Annotated in this window: 22 protein-coding genes; 4 read left to right on the top strand and 18 right to left on the bottom strand. The window is 71.2% G+C overall.

What is annotated here, in order from left to right:
• Nucleotides 1–241: substrate-binding domain-containing protein (locus CCN39_RS02250; protein WP_158104478.1), on the top strand; the 241-nt coding region annotated here is incomplete at its 5' end.
• Here the strand turns inward: CCN39_RS02250 and CCN39_RS02245 are convergent.
• From CCN39_RS02245 to CCN39_RS02235, 3 genes are all read right to left on the bottom strand, one after another.
• Nucleotides 231–1,337 (bottom strand): FAD-dependent oxidoreductase, encoded by a 1,107-nt coding sequence (locus CCN39_RS02245; protein ID WP_086838136.1) that lies wholly within the window; start codon nt 1,335–1,337, stop codon nt 231–233. The genes CCN39_RS02250 and CCN39_RS02245 overlap by 11 nt on opposite strands.
• Before the next feature lie 67 nt (nt 1,338–1,404).
• Complete coding sequence (locus tag CCN39_RS02240) at nt 1,405–2,379, bottom strand: ferritin-like domain-containing protein (RefSeq protein WP_086838135.1); 975 nt, start codon at nt 2,377–2,379, stop codon at nt 1,405–1,407.
• Between the two features lie 116 nt (nt 2,380–2,495).
• Nucleotides 2,496–3,737: an aspartate aminotransferase type Ic gene (locus CCN39_RS02235; RefSeq protein ID WP_086838134.1), complete on the bottom strand. Its 1,242-nt coding sequence runs from the start codon at nt 3,735–3,737 to the stop codon at nt 2,496–2,498.
• A gap of 63 nt (nt 3,738–3,800) precedes the next feature.
• Here CCN39_RS02235 and CCN39_RS02230 point away from each other — a divergent pair, with 63 nt between their 5' ends.
• Complete coding sequence (locus CCN39_RS02230; protein WP_086838133.1) at nt 3,801–4,280, top strand: hypothetical protein; 480 nt, start codon at nt 3,801–3,803, stop codon at nt 4,278–4,280.
• Here CCN39_RS02230 and CCN39_RS02225 read toward each other — a convergent pair.
• The 13 genes from CCN39_RS02225 to CCN39_RS02165 all read right to left on the bottom strand — a co-directional run bounded on the left by CCN39_RS02225 (nt 4,277) and on the right by CCN39_RS02165 (nt 15,813).
• Complete coding sequence (locus CCN39_RS02225) at nt 4,277–4,759, bottom strand: hypothetical protein (protein WP_086838132.1); 483 nt, start codon at nt 4,757–4,759, stop codon at nt 4,277–4,279. The two genes, CCN39_RS02230 and CCN39_RS02225, sit on opposite strands and share 4 nt — an antisense overlap.
• A complete protein-coding gene (locus tag CCN39_RS02220; RefSeq protein ID WP_086838131.1) occupies nt 4,756–5,244 on the bottom strand; it encodes an Rv1363c family protein in 489 nt (162 codons plus the stop codon). Before CCN39_RS02220 ends, CCN39_RS02225 begins: the two co-directional genes overlap by 4 nt.
• Complete coding sequence (locus CCN39_RS02215; RefSeq protein WP_086838130.1) at nt 5,241–6,470, bottom strand: MCE family protein; 1,230 nt, start codon at nt 6,468–6,470, stop codon at nt 5,241–5,243. Before CCN39_RS02215 ends, CCN39_RS02220 begins: the two co-directional genes overlap by 4 nt.
• Nucleotides 6,467–7,621 (bottom strand): MCE family protein, encoded by a 1,155-nt coding sequence (locus CCN39_RS02210; RefSeq protein WP_086838129.1) that lies wholly within the window; start codon nt 7,619–7,621, stop codon nt 6,467–6,469. Before CCN39_RS02210 ends, CCN39_RS02215 begins: the two co-directional genes overlap by 4 nt.
• Nucleotides 7,618–8,811 (bottom strand): MCE family protein, encoded by a 1,194-nt coding sequence (locus CCN39_RS02205; protein ID WP_086838128.1) that lies wholly within the window; start codon nt 8,809–8,811, stop codon nt 7,618–7,620. The genes CCN39_RS02210 and CCN39_RS02205 overlap by 4 nt, the downstream gene beginning before the upstream one ends.
• Nucleotides 8,808–9,839: an MlaD family protein gene (locus tag CCN39_RS02200; protein WP_167454951.1), complete on the bottom strand. Its 1,032-nt coding sequence runs from the start codon at nt 9,837–9,839 to the stop codon at nt 8,808–8,810. The genes CCN39_RS02205 and CCN39_RS02200 overlap by 4 nt, the downstream gene beginning before the upstream one ends.
• Nucleotides 9,836–10,873, bottom strand: coding sequence for an MCE family protein (locus CCN39_RS02195; RefSeq protein WP_086838126.1), 1,038 nt, complete (start codon nt 10,871–10,873; stop codon nt 9,836–9,838). Before CCN39_RS02195 ends, CCN39_RS02200 begins: the two co-directional genes overlap by 4 nt.
• Entirely contained in the window at nt 10,870–12,192 is a 1,323-nt protein-coding gene (locus CCN39_RS02190) for an MCE family protein (RefSeq protein ID WP_086838125.1), read from the bottom strand. The genes CCN39_RS02195 and CCN39_RS02190 overlap by 4 nt, the downstream gene beginning before the upstream one ends.
• Entirely contained in the window at nt 12,189–13,037 is an 849-nt protein-coding gene (locus CCN39_RS02185) for an MlaE family ABC transporter permease (RefSeq protein ID WP_167454950.1), read from the bottom strand. Before CCN39_RS02185 ends, CCN39_RS02190 begins: the two co-directional genes overlap by 4 nt.
• The gene (locus CCN39_RS02180) at nt 13,037–13,825 is read right to left on the bottom strand and encodes an MlaE family ABC transporter permease (RefSeq protein ID WP_086838139.1); all 789 of its coding nucleotides are present in this window, start codon (nt 13,823–13,825) and stop codon (nt 13,037–13,039) included. Before CCN39_RS02180 ends, CCN39_RS02185 begins: the two co-directional genes overlap by 1 nt.
• Nucleotides 13,826–13,923: 98 nt before the next feature.
• On the bottom strand, nt 13,924–14,682 hold the full coding sequence (locus tag CCN39_RS02175) for a glucose 1-dehydrogenase (RefSeq protein ID WP_086838123.1): 759 nt from the start codon (nt 14,680–14,682) through the stop codon (nt 13,924–13,926).
• The gene (locus tag CCN39_RS02170; RefSeq protein ID WP_086838122.1) at nt 14,679–15,536 is read right to left on the bottom strand and encodes a 3-oxoacyl-ACP reductase; all 858 of its coding nucleotides are present in this window, start codon (nt 15,534–15,536) and stop codon (nt 14,679–14,681) included. Before CCN39_RS02170 ends, CCN39_RS02175 begins: the two co-directional genes overlap by 4 nt.
• Before the next feature lie 85 nt (nt 15,537–15,621).
• The gene (locus CCN39_RS02165) at nt 15,622–15,813 is read right to left on the bottom strand and encodes a ferredoxin (protein ID WP_086838121.1); all 192 of its coding nucleotides are present in this window, start codon (nt 15,811–15,813) and stop codon (nt 15,622–15,624) included.
• A gap of 103 nt (nt 15,814–15,916) precedes the next feature.
• Between CCN39_RS02165 and CCN39_RS02160 the strand changes: the two genes are divergently transcribed.
• Entirely contained in the window at nt 15,917–17,080 is a 1,164-nt protein-coding gene (locus CCN39_RS02160) for an acyl-CoA dehydrogenase family protein (RefSeq protein WP_086838120.1), read from the top strand.
• Nucleotides 17,081–17,088: 8 nt separating this feature from the next.
• Nucleotides 17,089–18,111, top strand: coding sequence for an acyl-CoA dehydrogenase family protein (locus tag CCN39_RS02155; RefSeq protein ID WP_086838119.1), 1,023 nt, complete (start codon nt 17,089–17,091; stop codon nt 18,109–18,111).
• Here CCN39_RS02155 and CCN39_RS02150 read toward each other — a convergent pair.
• Complete coding sequence (locus CCN39_RS02150) at nt 18,108–19,241, bottom strand: serine hydrolase domain-containing protein (RefSeq protein ID WP_086838118.1); 1,134 nt, start codon at nt 19,239–19,241, stop codon at nt 18,108–18,110. The two genes, CCN39_RS02155 and CCN39_RS02150, sit on opposite strands and share 4 nt — an antisense overlap.
• Nucleotides 19,242–19,243: 2 nt before the next feature.
• Nucleotides 19,244–21,925, bottom strand: a complete 2,682-nt coding sequence (locus CCN39_RS02145; RefSeq protein WP_086838117.1) for a bifunctional acetate--CoA ligase family protein/GNAT family N-acetyltransferase — start codon at nt 21,923–21,925, stop codon at nt 19,244–19,246.
• Nucleotide 21,926: the final 1 nt, after the last annotated feature.

Raw genomic sequence — 21,926 nt, 5'->3', positions numbered from 1 at the left:
GCTGGCGGCCCGCGCGGCCGGCCTGCGGGTGCCGGCCGACCTGGCCGTGGTCGGGTTCGACGACATCGAGGTGGCGTCCCTGGTGGACCCGGCCCTGACGACGGTGGCCCAGGACAAACCGGGCTTCGGCACCGCGGCGGCGGGTGCGCTGCTGGCGATGCTCGAGAACGCGACGACCCCGGAACCGGTGCTGCTGCCCACGAAGCTGGTGGTCCGCGACTCCTGCGGCGTCAGGCGGTGATCTTCGCGTCCCAGTCGATGTGGTGCGAGTACAGCCAGCCGCGCTCCTCGCCCACGTCCCCGCCCGCGCTCGCCTTCACCAGCTTCTCCACCCGCTCCCGGCGAAGCCCTTCGTACGCCGCGAAAGCCGAGGCCGGGTCCGGCAGGTCTCGCAGGCACTGCGCCAGCACCACGCTGTCCTCCAGCGCCATCGACGCGCCCTGGCCCGCCGCCGGGGACGCGGCGTGGGCGGCGTCCCCCGTCAGGACCATCTCGGGCGTCGACCAGACCCGGGTCTCCGGGACGTCGTACGAGTGCCCGCCGAAGACCTCGTCGCCGGTGGCCGCGACGATGTCCGCACACGGCAACGGATCGCCGTCGAACGCCGCGTGGGCGAACTCGCGCCAGCCCGCCGGGGTGACCGCCGCGATCTCCTCGCGCGGCCGCTCGGCGTCCGGGATGCGGGCGAACCAGAAGGTGGCGCCGCCGGGGTCCGTGGTGAACCCGAAGGCGGCCCGGCTGCCGCGGATCATCCGGTAGATCCCGGGCGCGGCGGGCAGCCCGCCCGCGCGCGTGTAGCCGTACACGACGGTCAGCCCGGTGTAGCGGGGCTCGTCGGCGGCCGGGTCGATCAGCCGCCGGACGACCGAGCGGAGGCCGTCCGCGCCGACGAGGACGTCGCCGGTCGCGGTGGTGCCGTCGGCGAACTCGGCCGTGATCCCGCCCGGGCCGGACCGAGCGCCCACCAGGCGCCGGCCGCGCTCCAGGGGGACACCGCGGCGTGCGGCTTCGTCCTGGAGGACGCGGTAGAGCGTCGCGCGGGTCAGCGTGCGCGGCCCGTCGAGGCCTTCGGTGTCGAACTCGCGCCGCCCCACGGTCTGCCCGTCCGGGGTGACGAGCTCGACGCCGTACGCCGCGAAGGACGCATCGATCACCGGCTGATCGGCACCGATCGCGCGCAGGGCGTCCATGCCGTTGTGCATGATCGTGAGGAACGCGCCGATGTCGTCCCCGCCTGCGGGGTAGGCCTCGTACACGACCGGTTCGTACCCGGCGAGCTTCAGCGCCATCGCCGTGACCGTGCCCGAGATCCCGCCACCCGCGACCAGTACCCGCACTTCGCGTCCCCCCGTCGACTCCGCGTGCCGCCGCCGGTGACGTTACCGTGGCGGCGGCACGCGGTGCCTACTCCTTCGCACCGCTGGTGGCGATGTCGCCGTTCAGGCCGCGCGGGTAGAAGCCGCCCGAGGACACCTTGTCCGGGTTGAGGTAGGCGATGTTGAGCACGCGCTCGGCGGAGCGCCCGAACGCGATGCCGTTGGCGTCGGTCGGGACGAGGTTCGCCTTGCCGTCCTTGATCACGCCTTCGTCGTCGTCGGCCTTGCCGTCGAGGCTGTCGCGGGCGTCGGACATCTTGTTCGTGATGTCGCCGAGGCCGCGCTCGAACAGCGCCGAGCGGATGATGCCCGCGTGGTACGCCTCGACCGCGAGGATGCCCGCCGCCGCGTCGAGGAACGTCTTGTTGTTCACCAGCGGCGCCGCGCCCTTGTAGGCCGACACGCCGACGTCTTCGAACAGGTAGGCGGCGAGCAGGAAGTTGTTCTCGCTGCCGAACGGGTCGAACGTCTGGCCCTGCTTGATCACCCCCGCGGCCTGCATGGCCGCGGTGAAGCTGTTCTGGAAGTCGATCTCCGGCTGCGCGACGGCGGCCTTGTCCAGCGCCTTGCGCAGGAAGTTCACGTGGGCGACCTCGTCGCCGGCGATCTCCTGGACGATCTGCTTCGTGTGCTCGCTCTTGAACTTGACGCCGTGGCCGCCGGAGACCTTCCCGAGGTTGCCGACGCCGTTGACGTACTTCTCGTTCAGCCCGTAGCCGTACGCGGCGAACGAGTACAGGTTCGCCTCGAGGTACTCGAGGTTCAACGCGAAGTTCAGCACGGCGGCGTCGCTCGCCGCCTCCTTCGCCTTGTCACCTCCCTGTTCCCCGTATTGCGATGTGGCACCGGCCGAGCCGAGGCCCAGCGACAGCGCCGTGCCGAGCGCACCGGCACCCGCGACGCCGAGTCCCGCCGCTCCCGCAGCCTTGAGGAAGCGGCGGCGGTCGGTCGCGTTCTCCGCGCTGCGCTCGATCAGCTGCTCTGTGTAGCGTTTTCCGAACACCGGGGGACGTCCTCTCGTGACGAGTTCGTCCACCTCACCCACCGGTCATACGTACCTGGGCGTCCCCCGGCTCGGTCAAAACGGGAAAAATTTTGATCGACTTGCGTTTGCCCAGGTCAGCCGCGCTGCGCGACCGCGAGCCGGACGCACACGGCGAGAGCGCGGACGGCCTCCTCGACCTCTTCGAGCTTCGGGAAGGTCGGCGCGATCCGGATCACGGCGTCGGCCGGGTCGTTGCCGTGCGGGTGGGTCGCCCCGGCGGGGGTCAGCGCGACACCGGCCTCCTTCGCCAGCCGCACGACCTCCTTCGCGGTGCCCTGCGGGACGGTCAGCGTGATGAAGTACCCGCCGGTCGGCTTGGTCCAGGAAGCGAGGTCGGCCAGCTCCTCGGAGAGGATGCGGTCGACGGCCGCGAACTTCGGGCCGATGATCCCGGCGTGCTTGCGCATGTGGGCGCGGACGCCGTCCTCGTCCTTCAGGAAGTGGGCGTGGCGCAGCTGGTTGACCTTGTCCGGGCCGATGGTGCGCTTGCCGGTGTTGCCGGTCCACCAGGCGAGGTTGGCCTCGGAGGCGCCGAAGAAGCCGACACCGGCGCCGGCGAGGGTGATCTTCGAGGTGGAGCCGAAGACGAAGACGCGGTCGGCGTGGCCGGCCTCGGTGGCCAGGGCCAGGACGTCGGCCAGCGCCGGCTCGTCGTCGGTGAGGTGGTGCACGGCGTAGGCGTTGTCCCAGAAGATCCGGAAGTCCGGCGCCGCGGTGCGCATGGTGGCGAGCCGCCGCACGACGTCGTCACTGAACGTGACCCCGGTGGGGTTGCTGTACTTGGGGACGCACCAGATGCCCTTGACGCTCGCGTCCTCGGCGACCAGCGTCTCGACGACGTCCATGTCGGGGCCCTCGTCGGTCATGTCGACCGGGACGAGCTCGATGCCGAAGCGCTCGGTGAGCGCGAAGTGGCGGTCGTAGCCCGGGACGGGGGCGAGGAACTTCACCTGCGGCTCGTCGGCCCAGCGGCGCTCGGCCCCGGGCAGCTTGCTCAGCAGCGCCTGGACGACGGCGTCGTGCATCAGCTCGAGGCTCGAGTTGCCGGCGGCGAGCAGCTGCCCGGCCGGCACCTGCAGCGCGGGGGCGAAGATGCGACGCAGCTCCGGCAGGCCGTTGAGGCCGCCGTAGTTGCGGACGTCGGTGCCGTCCTCGGCATTGAAGGTGCCGTCGCCCGGGAGGGAGAGCAGCGCGTTCGAGAGGTCGAGCTGCTCGGGGGACGGCTTGCCGCGGGTGATGTCCAGGGAGAGGCCTCGGCCGACCAGGGCCGCGTAGTCGCTGCGGGCCGTGTCGACGTCGACGGAAGCAGTGGTCATGGCCTCAACGCTAAACCCGCCGTCGATACCATTTCGGGGCGGGTCCTGGCTAGGGTGGTTCGTGTGCACCTCGTAGTCCACGCCGACCAGCGCCAGTTCTCCGTGCGGGACTCCCGGTCCCGCTTGACGGGCAGCGGCTGGACATCGGCCGCGGTGGAACATCACCGGATCGGGGTGGAGCCCGCGGGCCTGGCGATCGCGACGGCGCGGTCGGACGTGGTCGAGTCTTCGGTGACACTGGTGCCCTCGGCGCCTGCGCTGTGGCCCGACGCCGAGCACGTGGTGGAAGCGGATCTTCCGGTTCCGAGCGGCCGGCTGGTGATTTCCGGGCCCGCCGACTACCCCTCGCAGGAGAAGTTCTTTTCGGTGCTGCCGGGGTTGTACCGGGCCCGGGTTTCGTACGTGCCGGCCGATCCGCCCCCGGCGACTTGGAACGAGCACGAGTTCGGGGAGCACTACCGGTACGTGGTGGAGCTGTGGCCGGTGGAAGGGCCGTCCGATGTGGAGGTCCTCCGCCAGGGCGCGGCTGTGTGGGACGGCTAGAGCGCCGTCAACGTGGCCAGCTTCCAGCGGCCGTCGATCCGCTTCGCCGTCACCGCCAGCTGGGCCACCGAGGACGTCGGCGCTCCCCCGCCTTGCGCCACCGTCTGCTGGTCCAGGAACAGGAGCAGATCCGCCGAGTCCCCGCGCAACGACCGCACCCCCACCGCCCGGACCGTTGTCGTCCGGGTCAGCTTCTCCGATGCCGCCCGCGTTCGGGCCGAAGCGAACTGTGTCTGGTACTGCCGGACCGCGTCCCCCGTCAGGACCTCCGCAGCCGCCCGCTCGGTGCGGGCCAGGTTCGCGTAGTCGTACGAGAACACCGCCTTGACCGCGTCGCTCACCGATGACGAAACCTCGGCAGTGGCCGGCAAGTCGACCAACGCCTGGTTGTCGCCCGGGGAAAGCGAAGCCGCCTCGATGCCGAACCACGCCGTGCAGCCCACCGCCAGCGCCACCACCAGCACCAGTACCCGGTTCACGAGCCCGCCGCCTGGACTCCCGCTACCTTCCAACCCGATGGGGAGCGGGACACGTCCACCGTCAGGCGGTTGAGACGCGGCGTAACAGCGCCGCCTCCCGTCGACACGCGGACGTCCAGCACCGCCAAGAGGCGCGCGGACCCCCGTGACGGGTCGATCTCCGTCACCGCCGCCTGGACCAGCGAGGCCGATGACACCGTGCGAGCGGAAACAGCCCGGTCGATCTGCAGCTGGCGGTCGCCCGCCAGGTCCTTTCCGTACTGGCCGGTCGACGCCGCGATCCAGCGGTCCACGTCCGCCGCCGCCGTGCGGTAGTCGATCGTGTTCAGCGTGACCAGCTGGGGGCCCGCCGCGGCGAGCACCGCGTCGCGCTCGCGGCCGCGGGCGAAGGAGTCGTCGGCGGCCGCGCGCCACCAGGACCAGCCCGAGAACGCCGCCGCCAGCACCGACAGGACCGCGAGCACCACCAGGAGACGCAGCTTCACGGCGTGCCCAGCAACCGGCCGAGCCCGCCCGCGGACGGCCCGGTCAGCAGGCTCAGCATCCCCGGAAGCTGTTGCGGCGCCGAAGAAGCCTGCTGCTGGGTAGCCGCGGGAATCGCGGGCGGCTTGCCCGCGTAAGGCGCGTTCTGCGCCCCGCGCACCCCGGTCGGGCTACCGGGCGGCTCGGCGCAGTAAGCGTTCATGTTCACCGGCGCTTCGGTCTCGTCGTTCGCGGGACGCTGCTTCGTCCCCTCGTACCCCTTCGTGCACGAAGCCGGGTCGAAGAAGTTGAACACCACGCCCAGGTGACCGGTGCCGTCCGGGGACGTCGACGGCGAGAACGCCGAAATGATCGGGTACGCGACCAGCAGCTCCTCGATCGAGTCCTTCCGGGACGTCGTGATCTGCGCCGTGGTCAGCAGGTTGGCGAACAGCACACCCAGGTCCGTGCCCGACGCCGCCAGTACGTCGCTGATCTGCCGGCTCAGCTGCGGCGCCTGCGCGATCACCCGCCGCAGGTCCGGATCGGACTTCTTCAGCTGACCCGCGATCGTCCGCAGCCCGGAGGCGAAGTCCGTGATGTTCGCCGCCTGGCGCTCCTGGGTGCCGAGGACGATCCGCGAGTTCGCCAGCAGCCCCTGCGTCTGCGGCACGTACTGCGCGGCTACCGCCGTCAGCGATCCCGTGCTGTCGAGGAGCTGCTGCAGCTCCGGGCCCGCCCCGGCGAACGCGTTGTACGTCTCGTCGACGACCGTCCGCAGCGACTCCGGGTGCACGCTCGCCACGAGGTCGTCGAGGTGCGTGAGCACCGTGTCCGGCGACGGCGGCAACGACGTCTTGTCCGCCGTGATCACCGAGCCGTCCTTCAGGTACGGGCCGCCGTTGGTTGCGGGGAGCAGGTCCACGAACTGCTCCCCCACCGCCGACCGGTTCGCCACCTGCGCGTGCGCGTCGGCCGGGATGTCCGGGGCGCCCGCGTCGATGTCGAGGGCGACGTCGACGCCGTGCTCGGTGAGCGTCATCGACGTGACCCGGCCGACCGTGACCCCGCGGTAGGCGACTTCGGAGTTGACGAAGATGCCGCCGGAGTCGGTCAGCTGCGCCGTGACGACGTAGCCGCGGTTGCCGAACAACCGGTCCAGCCCGGCGTACCGGCCGCCGGCGTAGACGACCGAAACCACCGCGATGACGACGAAGGCGAACAGCTGGATGCGGATCTTGCGGGTCACCGGCCGCCCCCGATCAGGCCGAGCAGGCCGCCCAGCAGGCCGGGACCGGCCACCTGCGGGGCCGAGCCCAGGTCGGGCAGCGGCAGCGGTGGCGCGACCGCGGAAGACTGCCCGGACGGCAGCGCGATCGGCGGCTGCGACGAGTTCGCGAAGTTCGAAATCAGCACGTCCAGGTCGAGGTTCACGTTCGCCTCGACGTTCGCGTAGTCGCCCTTGATCACGTTGCCCGCGTAGTCGGGGAACGGGTACGTCAACAGGATCTGCAGCGCGTTCGGCAGGTTGGCACCGGCCTCGCCGAGCTTGGTCAACGTCGGCTGCAGTGCCTTGAGGTTCGCGACGAGCTGGTCCCGGCTCTTCGTCACGGTGTCCACCGCGACCCCCGACAGCGTGTTCAGCGCGTTCAGCATGCCCACGAGCTGGTCACGCTGGTCCGTGACGACCTTCAGGCCCGGCGCCAGGTCGTCGAGCGCATTCGTCAGGTTCTGCGTCTGGCCGGTCAGCGTGCGGGACAGCTTCGCCAGGCCGTCGATCGCCCGCAGGATTTCGGTCTTGTGCCCGTCGAGCTGGGTGGCCAGTTCGTCCACCCGGGACAGCAGCGCGCGGATCTCCGGCTCGTTGCCGGACAGCGCGTCGTTGAGCTCGTGGCTGATCTTCTGGATCTGCTCGACGCCGCCGCCGTTGAGCAGCAGGGACAGCGCGCCGAGCACCTCCTCGACCTCGGGGTTGCGGTTGGTCCGCCCGAGCGGGATCTGCGCGCCGTCGCCGAGGCGGCCGGCCGCCGGCTCGGCCGTGGGCACGCTCAGCTCGACGAACTTCTCCCCCAGCAGCGAAGACTGCTTCAGCTCGGCGCGGGCGTTGGCGGGCAGCGTGATGTCGCCGTTGACGGTCATCGCCACCAGCGCCGAGCGCGTGTCCGGCGTCAGGGTGATCTTGTCGACCCGCCCGACCGCGACGTCGTTGACCTTGACGCTGGACTGCGGCACCAGGTCGAGCACGTCGGTGAACAGCGCGGTGACGTGGTACGGGTGATCGCCGACGTCGGCGCCGCCCGGCAGCGGCGTGCCGTAGAGGCCGTTGAACCCGCCGTCACTGCAGCCGGCCAGCACGAGCACCCCGGCCAGCACGCCGGCGATCCGCCTGCGCCCCTTCACTTCGCACCGCCGGACAGCTGTTCCATCACGTCGACGAGCGGGAGCGGCAACGGCGGGAGCGTCCCGTTCTGCAGCGAGTTGAGCACCTGCGGGATGGTCGGCAGCTTCAACGCCCCGTCCAGCACCGGCGCCAGCCGCTTGCAGATGTCGCCGAGCGTGTCGGGGACTTCCTTGGGCGTGAACGAGCTGATCAGGCGGCACACGGTGAGGATCGGCGGGTTGGTCAGCTCGTTCAGGTTGTCGCGGACGGCGATGGTGCCCGACGCCGCGTCGTAGGAGTTGATGAAGTTCGTGGCGCCGGTCGGCGCGATGTCGAGCACCTCGGCGAGCGCGGCGCGCTGGTCGACGAGCACCTTCGACAGCGACGCCAGCTTGTCCACATTGGATTCCAGCGCCGTCTTGTTGTCGTTGACGAACTGCTGGACGTCGCCGAGCGCGCCACCGAGCGACTGCAGCGCGGCGCCCACCTCGGACGAGTCCGCGGCGAGGAACCGGCTGACGTCGGCGACGCGGCCGTAGAACTCGTTGAGCTGCTGGTCGCTCTGGGCCAGGGCGCCGGTGAAGGAGTTGAGGTTCTGCACGGTCGAGAACAGGTCGTCCTTCGAGCCGTCGAGGGTCTTCGCGAGCTCGGCCAGCTGCCCGACGGTCGAGTTCAGCGAAGCACCGTTGCCCTTCAGCGTGTTCGCCGCGGTGTCCAGGACGCCGGACAGCGCGCCGTCGGAGTTCGCGCCGTTCGGGCCGAGCGCCGTCGACAGCTTGTCGAGGCTCGAGTACAGGTCGTCCAGCTCCACCGGCGTGGCCGTGCGGTCCTTCGCGAGCACCGTCCCCGACGCGAGCACCGGCCCGCTGTCGTAGGCCGGGGTCAGCTGGACGTATCGGTCACTGACCAGGCTGGGCGCGACGACGACCGCGCCGACGTCGGCGGGCAGCGCCACGTCGTCGACGCGCATGTCCACGCGGACCGCGGCACCCTCGGGCGTGACGTCGGTGACCTCGCCGACCGGCACGCCGAGCACCCGCACCGACGAACCCGCGTACAGCCCGACGGTCTTGCCGAAGTACGCCGAAAGCTTGGTGCCGTTCGAAGACCGGAACACCAGGTAGAGCCCGGCCGTGACGATCAGCGCGAGGATGCACGCGAAGGCGAGCCAGGTCACCAGGCTGCGGCCGCGGGCGGTGTGGATGGTCATCGGCGGCCCACCCCCTGGTTCGGCGCCGCGATCGGCGGGGTGCAGCCTTCGGGGTTGATGTGCAGCCCGCCCACGGTGATCGTCGGCGGCAGCAGCCCGCACAGGTAGCCCTCGAACCAGCGGCCGTTGCCGGTGGCGTTCGCGCCGACGCGGGCGAACGGCGCCATCAGCTGCAGGCTCTTGTCGAGGTTGCCCTGGTTGCGCTGCAGGATGTCGGTCACCTTCCCGAGCTTCTCCAGTGTCGGCTTGAGCTGGTCGCGGTTGTCCTGGACGAGCCCGGTCAGCTGCTGCGAAAGCTGCTGGGTGCCGGTGAGCAGGGCGTTGATGGCCTGCTTGCGGTTCTGCAGTTCGGTGAGCAGCAGGTTGCCGTCGCTGATCACGCGTTGCAGCTGGGCGTTGCGATCGGACAGCGTCTTCGAGACCTGGCTCGTGTTGGCCAGCAGCGTGTGCAGGTCGGCGTCGCGGGAGGACACCGTCTTCGCCAGCGACGACAGCCCGGTCAGCGTGTCCTTCAGGTACTGCGGGCTGTCCTTGAGGCTGTCGGAAAGCGCGTTGAAGCTGTCGGCGAGCTGCTTCGTGTCGATGTCGCCGACCGTCGTCGACAGCTGCTCGAAGGCGTCCTGCAGCTGGAACGGCGTCCTGGTGCGGGCCTGCGGGATGGTCGAGTTCGGCTCCTGCGCCCCGCTGCCCTTCGGGTCGAGCGCGAGGTACTTCTCCCCGAGCAGCGTCTTGATCTCGATGGACGCCGTCGTGGCGTCCCCGACGCGGACGTCCTTGACCCGGAAGCGCACCAGGACCTGTTTGCCGGCCAGCTTCACCGACGACACCGTGCCGACCTTGACGCCGGCGACCTCGACCTCGTTGTCCGGCGCGAGCCCCGCGGACTCGCCGAAGTACGCCGAGTACGTCGTGCCGTTGCCGAAGAACGGGAGCTGGTCGGAGAAGTACGTCGTGGCCGTGACGAGCACGATCAGCACGAGCGCGACCGCGCCCACCGCGGCCTGGTTGCGTTCCTTCAGCGGCTTCACGGACCACACCTCTCCGCGCGCTGAGTGCCGGGAATGGGGATGATCGGCAGCGTGATGTCGAGCGAGGAAATGCCGATGGTGCCGGTGATCCCGCACAGGTAGTAGTTGAACCAGCTGCCGTAGCTCAGGGTCCGGGTGAACTTCTGCAGGTTGCCCGGCAGCACCTCGAGGAGGTGGTTGAGCAGCACGCCCGAGTCGCCGAGGTTCTGCGAGAGCACGCCGAGCTGGGCGACGTCGTCCTTGAGCGCCGGGCGCGCGTCGGCCAGGAGCCCGGTGGTCGACACCGCGAGGTCGCCGAGTGCGCTGACCGCGTCGCCGATCGGCTTGCGCTGCTCGGCCAGCCCGCTGACCAGCTTCTGGGTCTGCTCGATCAGGTCGCCGAGCTGCGAGCCGTGGGCGTTGACCGTGCCGAGCACGGTGTTGAGGTTGGCGATGACCTGGCCGATCACCTGGTCCTTGCTCGCGATCGCCGTCGTCAGGGACGCGGTGTGCCGCAGCAGGCTGGTGATCGTGCCGCCTTCGCCCTGGAAGACGCTGATGATCTCGGCCGACAGCTGGTTGACGTCCTTCGGGCTGAGCGCCTTGAACAGCGGCTTGAACCCGTTGAACAGCACGGTCAGGTTGAGCGCGGGTTTCGTGCGCTCCGGCGGGATCGTGCCGCCTTCGGGCAACGCGCGATCGCCCGGGACGTCGGTGCCGAGCGCGAGGTAGCGCTGGCCGACCAGGTTGCGGTACTTGATCGTCGCGGTCACCGTCTCCGGCAGCCGGTAGGCGTGCTCGACGTCGAACCGCACCTGCGCCAGGTTCCGTTCCCCTTCGACCACCTCGATCGTGTCGACCTGGCCGACCTTGACGCCGGCGATGCGGACGTCGTCACCTTCCTTGAGCCCGGACGCGTCGGTGAACTTCGCCAGATACCCGGACGTCTCGCCGAAGTTGGTGTTCGCGATGGTGGCCGCGAGGATCCCGGTGAACAGGATCGTGACGACGGCGAACACCCCGAGTTTGATCAGGGACGGGAGGAAACTCCTCATTTCAGCTCCACCTCCGCGCCGCGGTAGAGCGGCCCGACGAGCAGGCCCGCCCAGCCGGGCACCGCACCCGGCGCGGTGCCGAGCGCGGGCGAGGCGAGCAGGTCGATCAGGTCGTTCTCGTAGGCCGAACCGACGATCGTGCCGTCCCCGCCGATGGCGCTGCCGCCGGCGGGCAGCTCCTCGGGCGGGTACTTCGGCGGCGGGGGCTTGCTGGAGCCGTCCTTGATCGCGCCGTCGGGCGGGTACTGCGGCCACACCCCGGGATGCGGCACGCTCGGGTAGCAGCGCGGCCCGCGCTTGTCCTCGTACTTCGGCTCGTCGACGCCGGGCAGGTACTTGCCGCGGCTGGCGGCGAACTCGATGGTGACGCGGCTGACCTCGGGGTGCGCGGTGCCCTTGCCGAAGGCGAGCTCCGCCCGGGGCACCGACTCGGCGAGCTGCCGCATCAGGCACGGGTACTCGGGGGCGTACTTGGCGAGGACGTCCAGCGTCGGCTGGACGGCGGTGGTGAGCCGGATCAGGTTGTCCTTGTTGACCTGGAGGAAGTTCGTGAGGTCCACCGAAGCCGCGGTGACCGTGGCGTAGAGGTCGGCCAGCTGCGCGCGCTGGTCGACGATCGTCCGGCTCGTCGTGGTCAGGTCGGACAGCGCCTGCAGCAGGTCCGGCGCCGCCTTGTCGTAGGTGTCCGCGACGTTCGCGAGCCCGGTGATGTCGGCCTTGACGTCCGGCAGCGACGGGTTGAGCTTGCCGAGGTAGTCCGACAGCCCGGCCAGGGTTTCGCCGAGCTGCTTGCCGCGGCCGTCGAGCGCGGTCGCCACCGCGGTGAGCGTGCTCGACAGCTTCTCGGGCTGGACGGCCTGCAGCAGCGGCATCACGTCGTCGAGCACCTTCTGCAGCTCGATGGCGGCGCTGCTGCGGTCCTGCGGGATGACGTCGCCGGCCTCGATCGGGCCGTCGGACTTCCCGGGCAGCTGCAGGGCGACGTACCGCTCGCCGAACAGCGTCTTCGGCAGCAGCCGCGCGGAGACGTTCTTCGGGATCACGTGCGTCTTGTCCGGGTCGAGGGCCAGCTCCAGCTCGGCGTGGTCGCCCTTCGCGACCACCGAGCGGACTTCGCCGACGAGCATGCCGCGGACCTTGACGTCGCCACCGGTGCGCAGCTGGCTGCCGACCCGGTCGGTCTCCAGCTTCACGAGCGTGACCGGCGTGAACGCCTTGTTATAGACGGCGAGCGTGAGCGTGATGAACAAGGCCGCGACGAGCAGGAAGACGAGCCCCAGCACCTGGTACCGGAGCCGCTGCCAGAGCTCGCGCCTCATCCCGAGATCCTCACCGTGGTGTTCGCGCCCCAGATCGCCAGGGACAAGAAGAAGTCCAGCACCGAGATCAGCACGATCGACGTCCGCACCGCGCGGCCGACCGCGACGCCGACACCGGCCGGGCCGCCGCTGGCGGTGAAGCCGTAGTAACAATGGGACAGGATCACGAGCACGCTGAACACGATCACCTTCCCGAACGACCACAGGACGTCGCCGGGTGGCAGGAAGAGCGTGAAGTAGTGGTCGTAGGTGCCCGCGGACTGGCCGTAGAGCCAGATGGTGATCTGCCGGGACGCGAGGTAGCTCGACAGCAGGCCGACCGCGTACAGCGGGATCACCGCGGCGACCCCGGCCAGCACCCGGGTCGTCACCAGGTACGGCATGCTCGGCACGCCCATGACTTCCAGCGCGTCGATCTCGTCGGAGATCCGCATCGCGCCGAGCTGGGCGGTGAAGCCGCAGCCGACGGTGGCGGACAGCGCGAGCCCGGCCGAGAGCGGCGCGACCTCGCGGGTGTTGAAGTAGGCGGAGATGAAGCCGGTGAGCGCGGCCGTGCCGAGCTGATTGAGCGCGGAATAGCCCTGCAGGCCGACGATCAGGCCGGTGAACAGGGTCATCCCGATCATCACGCCGAGCGTGCCGCCGATGACCGCCAGGCCACCGGTGCCGAAGCAGACTTCGGTGAGCAGCCGCAGCGTTTCCCGGCTGTAGCGGCGGATCGTGCGCGGCGACCAGGCGAGCGCTTTCGCGGCGAACGCCAGCTGCTTGCCGAGCCCCTCCAGGCTCTGGCCCGGGCGCGCGATGTACTCGAGCGTCCGGTCGGTGTCCAGGGGTTCGGCGGTCATCACATCGCCTTCGGCGGGACGATCCGCAGGTAGATCGCGGTGAGCACGACGTTGATCAGGAACAGCAGCAGGAAGGTGATCACGACGGCCTGGTTGACGGCGTCGCCGACGCCCTTCGGCCCGCCCGCCGGGTTCAGCCCGCGGAAGGCCGCGACGACCCCGGCGACGAAGCCGTACAGCAGCGCCTTGATCTCGCTGACCCAGAGGTCCGGCACCTGCGCGAGGGCGTTGAAGCTGGCCAGGTACGCGCCGGGCGTGCCGCCCTGCAGGACGACGTTGAAGAAGTAGCCGCCGAGCACGCCGACCACGCTGACCAAGCCGTTCAGCAGCACCGAAACGACCATCGCGGCGAGCACCCGCGGCACGATCAGCCGCTGGATCGGGTTGACGCCGAGGACCTCCATGGCGTCGATCTCTTCGCGGATCTTGCGCGCGCCGATGTCCGCGCAGACCGCGCTGCCACCGGCGCCCGCCACGAGCAGCGCGGTGATCAGCGGGCTGGCCTGCTGCACGATGGCGAGCGCGCTGGCCGCGCCGGTGAACGACTGGGCGCCGATCTGCGCGGTCAGCGAACCGAGCTGCAGGGCGATCACCGCGCCGAACGGGATGGCGACCAGGGCGGTCGGGAGGATCGTGACGCTGGCGAAGAACCAGCACTGCTGGATCCACTCGCGGGTCTGGAAGGGGCGCTTGAAGATCGCGCGCAGGACCTCCCACGACAGCGTCGCCAAGCGCCCGACCTGGGTCAGGGCCGCGGTTCCCGGGAGCGTGCCCGTGCCTCCGCTCACCACACCTCCCAGTAGATCGCCGTTGACCTCCGAGTCTTCTCCACACCCGGTTCCCGCTTTAGTTAGCGGTGTTCACTCACCCTTTCGGCAGTTCTCCTTCAGAAGTTGAGGGCGTGCGTGGCCGTCGCCCCGCCGTCCGCGACGAATTCCGCACCCGTGCAGTACGCGCTCTCGTCGCTGGCCAGGAACAACACCAGCTTGGCGACGTCCTCGGGCTGCCCGACCCGCCTCAGCGCGACCTTCTTGCCGACGTACGACATGTCGACTTTCTGGCCGCCCGCCGCGGTCTCGACCATCTTGGTGTCGATCGCGCCGGGGTGCACCGAGTTGACCCGGATGTGCTTCTTGCCGAGTTCCATCGCCGCGACCTTGGTCATGCCGCGGATCGCGAACTTGCTCGCGGTGTAGGCGACGAGGTAGGGCATCCCGGCCAGACCCTCCACAGAGGACACGTTGACGATGGAGCCACCGCCGGCGGCGGTCATCGGTTCAACGACCGAGCGCATCCCGAGAAACGCCCCGATCTGGTTCACCCGGATCACGCGTTCGTAATCGGCCAGCGTCGTCTGGGCCAGTTCCGAAAAGTGCAGGATCCCGGCGTTGTTGACCAGCACGTTCGGGTGGCCGAACTCGGTGGTCGCGCGCTCGACCGCGGCGGCCCAGCCGTCCTCGTCGCCGACGTCGAGGTGCTGGTAGACGGCCTGCTCGCCGAGGTCGGCGGCCAGCTGCTTGCCCTCGTCGTCGAGGATGTCGGCGATCACCACCTTGGCGCCTTCGGCGACGAACGCGCGGGCGGCGGCCTCGCCCTGCCCGCGCGCGGCGCCGGTGATCAGCGCGATCTTCCCGTCCAGCCTCATGACTCTCCCAGGATCTCGGTGGCGGCGAACATCCGGCCGGGGTCGCGGTCGGCGAAGAAACCGCTCAGGGACGTCTCGAGCTCGTCGAGCTTCCAGCGCCGCTCGATCCTCGGCGCTTCGACCAGCGCGACCGTGCCGCCGTGGACGACGAACACCTGGCCGTTGACGTGCTCGGCCGCCGGGGAGGCGAGGTAGGCGACGAAGGGCGCGACGTGCTCGACCGAGAGCGGATCGGCCCCCTCGGCGGGAGCGGCGCCGAACACGCCCTCGGTCATCGCCGTCCGCGCGCGAGGGCAGATCGCGTTGGCGCGGACGCCGTACTTGGCCAGGCCGCGGGCGGCCGACATGGTGAGCGCGGTGATGCCCGCCTTCGCGGCGGCGTAGTTGGGCTGGCCCGGCGAGCCGATGAGGAACGCCTCGGAGGCCGTGTTGACCAGCCGCCCGTACACCGGGGCGCCGTCCGCTTTGGACTTGTCGCGCCAGTGCTTCGCGGCGTTGCGGGACAACAGGAAGTGGCCGCGCAGGTGCACGCGCAGCACGGTGTCCCAGTCGTCGTCGGACATCGAGAACAGCATCTTGTCGCGCAGCACGCCCGCGTTGTTGACCACGACGTCGAGCCCGCCGAGGTCGAGTGCGGCGCTCACCAGCGCGTCGGCCGTGGCGCGGTCGCCGACGTCGCCGGCGACCGCGACGGCCTTGCCGCCGGCCGCTTCGATCTCGGCGACGACGTCCTTCGGCTCGCCGATGTCGTTGACGACGACCGTGGCGCCTCCCGCGGCGAGCGCGAGCGCTTCGGCCCGGCCCAGCCCCGCCGCGGCGCCCGTGACGATCGCCGTCCTGCCGGTCAAGCTCACCGCGGGGACCTCCTCGTCGAGTCCTGGATGTCGGGCCTACAGTAGAATCTGTTCTCGTTCGAGGCAACCCTTTGGGTGAACGGTGCTAACCGGCGATGAACAGCGCATTCTTGGGGCAACCCTTGATCGCGCTGGTAACGCGTTCTACCTGGTCGTCGGGGACCGGGCCCGGCTGGATCACCAGTTCTTCCTCCTCGTCGAGGTCGAAGACGTCCGGGGCGAGCCCCACGCACACCGCGTTCGCCTCGCACAGCTGCCGGTCGACGCCGATCTCCATGCTTCCTCCGCCGCTCGAGCCCTGGTACAACTAGAACAGGTTCTACTGTAACGCCGGGAGCCGGTACGGCACCACAACGAGCCGGACCGGGTGGAGGTGACGGGTGCGGATCGACTACACGCTCCAGCAGCGCGCGCTGGCGGCCGAGCTTCGGGAGTACTTCGCCGAGCTGATGACGCCCGAACGGCGTGCGGGCCTCCGCTCGGGCGGCGGCGAGTACGGCGATGGCGTGGCGTACAAGGAGATCGTGCGGCAGCTGGGCAAGGACGGCTGGCTCGCGCTGGGCTGGCCGCCCGAGTACGGCGGGCAGGGCCGGTCGATGCTCGACCAGCTGATCTTCACCGACGAAGCGGCCGTCGCCGGGGTGCCGGTGCCGTTCCTGACGGTGAACACCGTCGGCCCGACGATCATGCGCTACGGCACCGAAGAACAGAAGGCGTTCTACCTGCCGAAGATCGCCGCCGGGGAGCTGCACTTCTCGATCGGCTACTCCGAGCCGGAGGCCGGCACCGACCTGGCGTCGCTGCGGACGCGGGCCGAGCGCGACGGCGACGAGTACGTCGTCACCGGCCAGAAGATGTGGACCAGCCTGATCGAGTACGCCGACTACGTCTGGCTCGCGGTCCGGACCGACCCCGGCGCGAAGAAGCACCGCGGGCTGTCGATGCTCATCGTGCCGACGTCCGCCGACGGGTTCTCGTGGACCAAGGTGCACACGGTCGCGGGCGCCGGGACGAGCGCGACCTACTACGACGGCGTGCGCGTGCCGGTGTCGGCGCGCGTCGCCGAGGAGAACGCGGGCTGGCCGCTGATCACCAACCAGCTCAACCACGAGCGCGTCGCGCTGACCTCGTCGGCGCCGATCCGCAAAGCCCTGGCGGACGTCCTGGAATGGGCGAAGGAGACCGGCGCCATCGACCAGGAGTGGGTGCGGGTGAACCTCGCGCGGGTGCACGCCGGCGCGGAGTACCTGAAGCTGCGGAACTGGCGGATCGCCTGGGCGGCCGCGGCCAGCGAGCTCGGCCCGGCCGAGGCGTCGGCGACGAAGGTGTTCGGCACGGAGTTCGCGATCGAGGCCTACCGGCTGCTGATGGAGGTGCTCGGCGCGGCCGCCGTCGTCCGCGAAGGCTCGCCGGGGGCGCTGCTGGCCGGGCGGATCGAGCGGCTGCACCGGTCGGCGCTGATCCTCACCTTCGGCGGCGGCACCAACGAGATCCAGCGGGACATGATCGCCGCGACCGCCCTCGGCCTGCCCGTCACGCGCTAGGAGCGACCATGGACTTCACCCCTTCCGAAGCGTCGGCCGACCTCGCCGCGCTGACCCGGCGCCTGCTGGCCGACAAGGCCACCCACGACCCGCACGGCACCGGCGGCTTCGACACGACCGCGTGGACGGCCCTCGGCCAGGCGGGCGTGCTGGACGCGGCGCTGCCGTCGTCGCTCGGCGGCGGCGGGTTCGGGCTGCTGGAGCAGTGCGCGGTGCTGACCGAGATCGGCCGCGCGGTGGCGGCGGTCCCCTACCTCCCGTCGATCACGATGGCGGCGTCGGCGCTGGCCGAGTTCGGCACGCCCGAGCTGGTGGACCGCTGGGTGCTGCCGGTCCTGCGCGGCGAGCGCGTCCTGGCCGTGGCGCTGGACGGGTTCACGGCTTCCGACGGCCGGGTGTCCGGCACGCAGACGGCGGTGCCGTCCGGCGCCTTCGCGCACGGGTTCCTGGTCGCCACGCCGGACGAGGTCTTCCTGGTCGACGCGGCCGCGTCCGGGGTGACGGTGCAGCCGCAGCAGACGACCGACCACGCGGACGCCGCGCTGCTTTCGCTGGCCGAAGCGCCGGGGGTGTCGCTGGGCGACATCGGCGAGTGGCTGCGCCTGCGCGGGACGGTCGGGGTGTGCGCGCAGCAGCTCGGCGTGGTCGAACGCGCGTTGGAGCTGACGGCGGCGTACGCGGCCGAGCGGAAGCAGTTCGACCACGTGATCGGCGGGTTCCAGGCGGTCCGCCAGCGTCTCGCGGACGCCTACCTGGACGTCGAAGCGGTCCGGCTGACGACGCTGCAGGCGGCGTGGCAGCTGAGCTCGGACGTCCCGGCCGCCGAAGCGGTGGCGACGGCGAAGTTCTGGGCGGCGGAAGCGGGCCACCGGGTCGCCCACACGGCGGTCCACGTCCACGGCGGCGTCGGCATCGACGTCGACCACGTCGTGCACCGGTACTTCGCGGCGGCGAAGCGCCTGGAGTTCCAGCTCGGCGGGGCCACCCGGCAGTTGCTGGACCTGGGCGGGCTCCTCGCGGACCGCGGCTAGCTCGCCGCGTGGGTCCAGAACTCCTTCATCAGCGGGGTGGGGTCGGGGCTGGTCAGCTCGACCTGGGTGAGCAGCACCGAGATCGTGCCCGTCGCCGGGGTCAGGTACAGGGCCGTGCCCGCGCCGCCGACCCAGCCATAGCGGCCCGGGACCGTCCAGGGTTCGTCGGCGTCGACGTCCACCGAGCCGCCGTAGCCCCAGCCCTGGCCGTGCAGGAACGGCCGGGCCGCGGCCCGCTGGGCCGGGGTCAGGTGGTCGGTCGTCATCCGGTGGATCGACTCCGGCGTCAGCAGGCGGTGGCCGCCCGCCGTACCCCCGTCACGCAGGAACTTCGCGAACACCAGCAGGTCGTCGGCCGTCGAGACCAGCCCGCCGGCCCCGGACGGGAACGGCGGCGGCGTGCTCCAGCGGCCTTCCGGTGAGTCGATCAGCCGGAGCCCGTCCTCGCCGCGGCGGTAGGCGCTGGTGAACCGGCCGAGCGCCGCGGTCGGCACGGTGAACCCGGTGTCGGCCATGCCGAGCGGCTCGAACAGCCGCTCCGCCAGGAACTCCGGCAGCGGACGGCCGGCGACCCGCGCGATCAGCACGCCCTGGAGGTCCGAGCCGGTGTCGTAGAGCCACGCCTCCCCCGGCTGGTGCAGCAGCGGCACCTGCGCCAGCGCCGTCAGCCAGGCGTCCGGCGACAGCGCCCGCGGCGACGCGGCCGGGTGGCCCAGGACCTGGAGCAGCAGGTCGACCGCGGGCAGCGTCATGTCTTCGGTGAGGCCGTACCCGCAGCGGAAGGTGAGCAGGTCGGCCACGGTGATCGGGCGGACGGCCGGCACCACGTCGTCGACCGGGCCCGCCGGGGTCCGGACGACCACGGGAGACGCCAGCTCCGGCAGCCACCGCGCGATCGGGTCGTCGAGGGCCAGCTCGCCGTCGTCGACGAGCAGCAGGACGGCCGCGGCGGTGATCGGCTTGGTGAGCGAAGCGACGCGGAACAGCGAGTCCCGCGCCATCGGCACGGTGCCCTCGACGTCGGCCGAGCCCACTGCCGCGGCTTCGACCTGCTCGCCGTGCGCTACGAGCGCCACCGCGCCGGGCAGGTCGGCGGCGTGCCGGGTCAGCAGTTCGGTCAGGGTCGCCATGGTCAGTCCTGCGGGTTGATCGCGCGCAGCCGGCGCGGGCCGGTGTCGGGCCGGGACGGCGGCGCGCCCAGCACCAGGCGGGCGTTGGCGACGAAGGCGCCGTCCGGCGAGGCCAGGATCGGGTCCAGCACCAGCGACCGCACTTCCGGGTTGTCCTCGGCCAGCGCGGCCACGCGCAGCACCATGTCCTGCAGCGCGGCGAGGTCGGCCGGCTCGTCGCCGCGGTAGCCGGTGAGCAGCGGCGCCGTCCGCGGCTCGCGCAGCAGCGTCGCGGCGTCGACGTCGGTGAGCGGCACGGCCCGGTAGGCGCGGTCGCCGAGCAGCGTGCTGACCAGCCCGGACAGCCCGAACGAGACCAGCGTGCCGAACGACGGGTCGTCCTGCAGCCCGATCACGCACGACAGCCCCTTGGGCGCCATCCGCTGGACGTACACCTCGTCGTCGCCGGAGACCTCCCGCAACGTCTCGTAGGCGTTGCGCACCGAGTCCTCGGAAGCCAGGTCCAGCCGGACGCCGGCCAGGTCCGGGCGCCCGCGCAGCCGTTCGTCGACCGCCTTGAGCGTCACCGGGTAGCCCAGCTCGCCCGCCGCGGCCACCGCTTCGTCCACAGAGGACACGATGCGGAACGGCACGACGTCGATGCCGTAGCAGTCCAGCAGCCGCACGACTTCGGCGTCCGACAGCGACGTCGTCTTGCCGCTGTCGGCTTCGAGGAGCTCGCGCACGATGCCCTGCGCCTGTTCGGTGTGGATCCCCTGCGGCCGTACCAGCGTGCCCTGCGGGCGCTGCCGCCACGCCGCGTACCGGATGACCCGGGCCAGGGCGTTCACCGCGCGCTCGGGGCTCGGGTAGGACGGGATCGACCCCCGCGTCGGCACGCCGTCGCCGGACAGCACGGCCAGTTCGTCCGGGACCCCTTCGGCGGCCAGGAACGTCGAGACGATCGGCTTGCGCTGTCCCAGTTCGACGACGGTCTCCCGCAGGGCGCGCGCGTACGCGGTGCCGGGGATGGCGATCGGCGGCGCGAACACCACGACGAGCGCGTCGGTCTCCGGCGAGGTGAGGGCCTCGCGGACGGCCTTGGCGAACTCTTCCGGCGGCGCCTGCGGGCCGACGTCCACCGGGTCCGAGGCCAGCCGCAGGCCCTGCATCCGCGCGGTGTCGGCGGCCAGCAGCCCGATCGCGCTGGAGTTGCCGACGATGGCGACCCGCGGCCCGGCGGGCAGCGGCTGGTGGGCGAAGACGAGCGCGGTGTCGAACAGCTGCGCCAGCGACTCGACCCGGACGACCCCGGCCTGCTCGAACAGCGTCTGCACGCTGGCCTCGTCGATCTCCGTCGACGTCGCGGCCAGCTGCGGCCGGACCGCGTGCCGCCCGGACTTGACCGCGACGATCGGCTTCGTCCGCGCGAGCCGCCGGGCCAGCCGCGCGAACTTGCGCGGGTTGCCGAAGGACTCGAGGTACAGCAGCACGAGGTCGGTGTCCGGGTCGGTTTCCCAGTACTGGAGCAGGTCGTTGCCGGAGACGTCGGCGCGGTTGCCGGCCGAGACGAACGTCGACAGGCCGAGGCCGCGCGCTTCGGCGTCGGCGAGGATCGCGGTGCCGAGCGCGCCGGACTGGCAGAAGAAGCCGGTGCGCCCACGGCCGGGCAGCCGCGGCGCGAGGGTGGCGTTCAGCCGGATCCCGGGGGCGGTGTTGAGGACGCCGAGCGCGTTCGGGCCGACCACGCGCATGCCGTGCGCCCGCGCCTCGCCGACCAGCCGCAGCTCGGCGTGCAGGCCGTGCGGCCCGGCTTCGGCGAACCCGCTCGACAGGATCAGCAGCGTCTTGACGCCCTTCGCCAGGCAAGCGTCCAAAACGGACTCGACCGACTCGGCGGGCACCGCGACGACGGCCAGGTCGACCGGGTCCGGGATGTCCAGCACGGACGGGTACGCGCGGACGCCGCGCACCGAGCGGTGCTCGGCGTTGACCGGGTAGACGGTGCCGGTGAACGCGGCGACCAGGAGGTTCGCGAAGGCGACGTGGCCGACCTTGCCCGGTTCGGTGGACGCGCCGATCACGGCGACCGACGTCGGGTGCAGCAGGTTGTGCACGCTGCGCGCTTCGGCTGCCTGCTCCCGCGAGCGCGCGACGGCGAGGGACTCCTCGGTCGGGTCGATGTCGAACTCCAGGTGCAGCACGCCTTCTTCGATCTCGCGGCTGACCTGGTAGCCGGCGTCGCGGAACACGCGCACCATGGCGGCGTTCTCGGCGAGCACCTCGGCGACGAACCGGCGCAGCCCGCATTCCGACGCGGCGGCGGCGAGGTGTTCGAGCAGGATCGAGCCGAGCCCACGGCCCTGGTGGACGTCGCTGACGACGAAGGCGACCTCCGCCGAGGGCCCGTGGTCGAGCCGCTCGTACCGCCCGACGGCCACGATGTCGTCCCCCAGGAACGCGGCGAAGGCGACCCGGTCGTGGTGGTCGACGGTCGAGAAGCGCTTCAGGTCCTTCTCGGGGATCCGCGGGTAGGCGCCGAAGTAGCGGAAGTAGCGGGTGCGCTCGGAGAGCTTGGCGTGGAAGGCGACGAGGCCGTCGGCGTCGGTGGGCACGACCGGGCGCAGGTGGACGGTGCCGCCGTCGGACAGCACGACGTCGGCCTCCCAGTCGCGGGGGTAGTCGAAGGGATCCCGTCCGGCCATG

This window comes from Amycolatopsis kentuckyensis, from assembly GCF_002155975.1.
GTDB classification, from domain to species: Bacteria; Actinomycetota; Actinomycetes; order Mycobacteriales; family Pseudonocardiaceae; genus Amycolatopsis; species Amycolatopsis kentuckyensis.
This window is presented reverse-complemented; position numbering and strand designations above follow the sequence as displayed.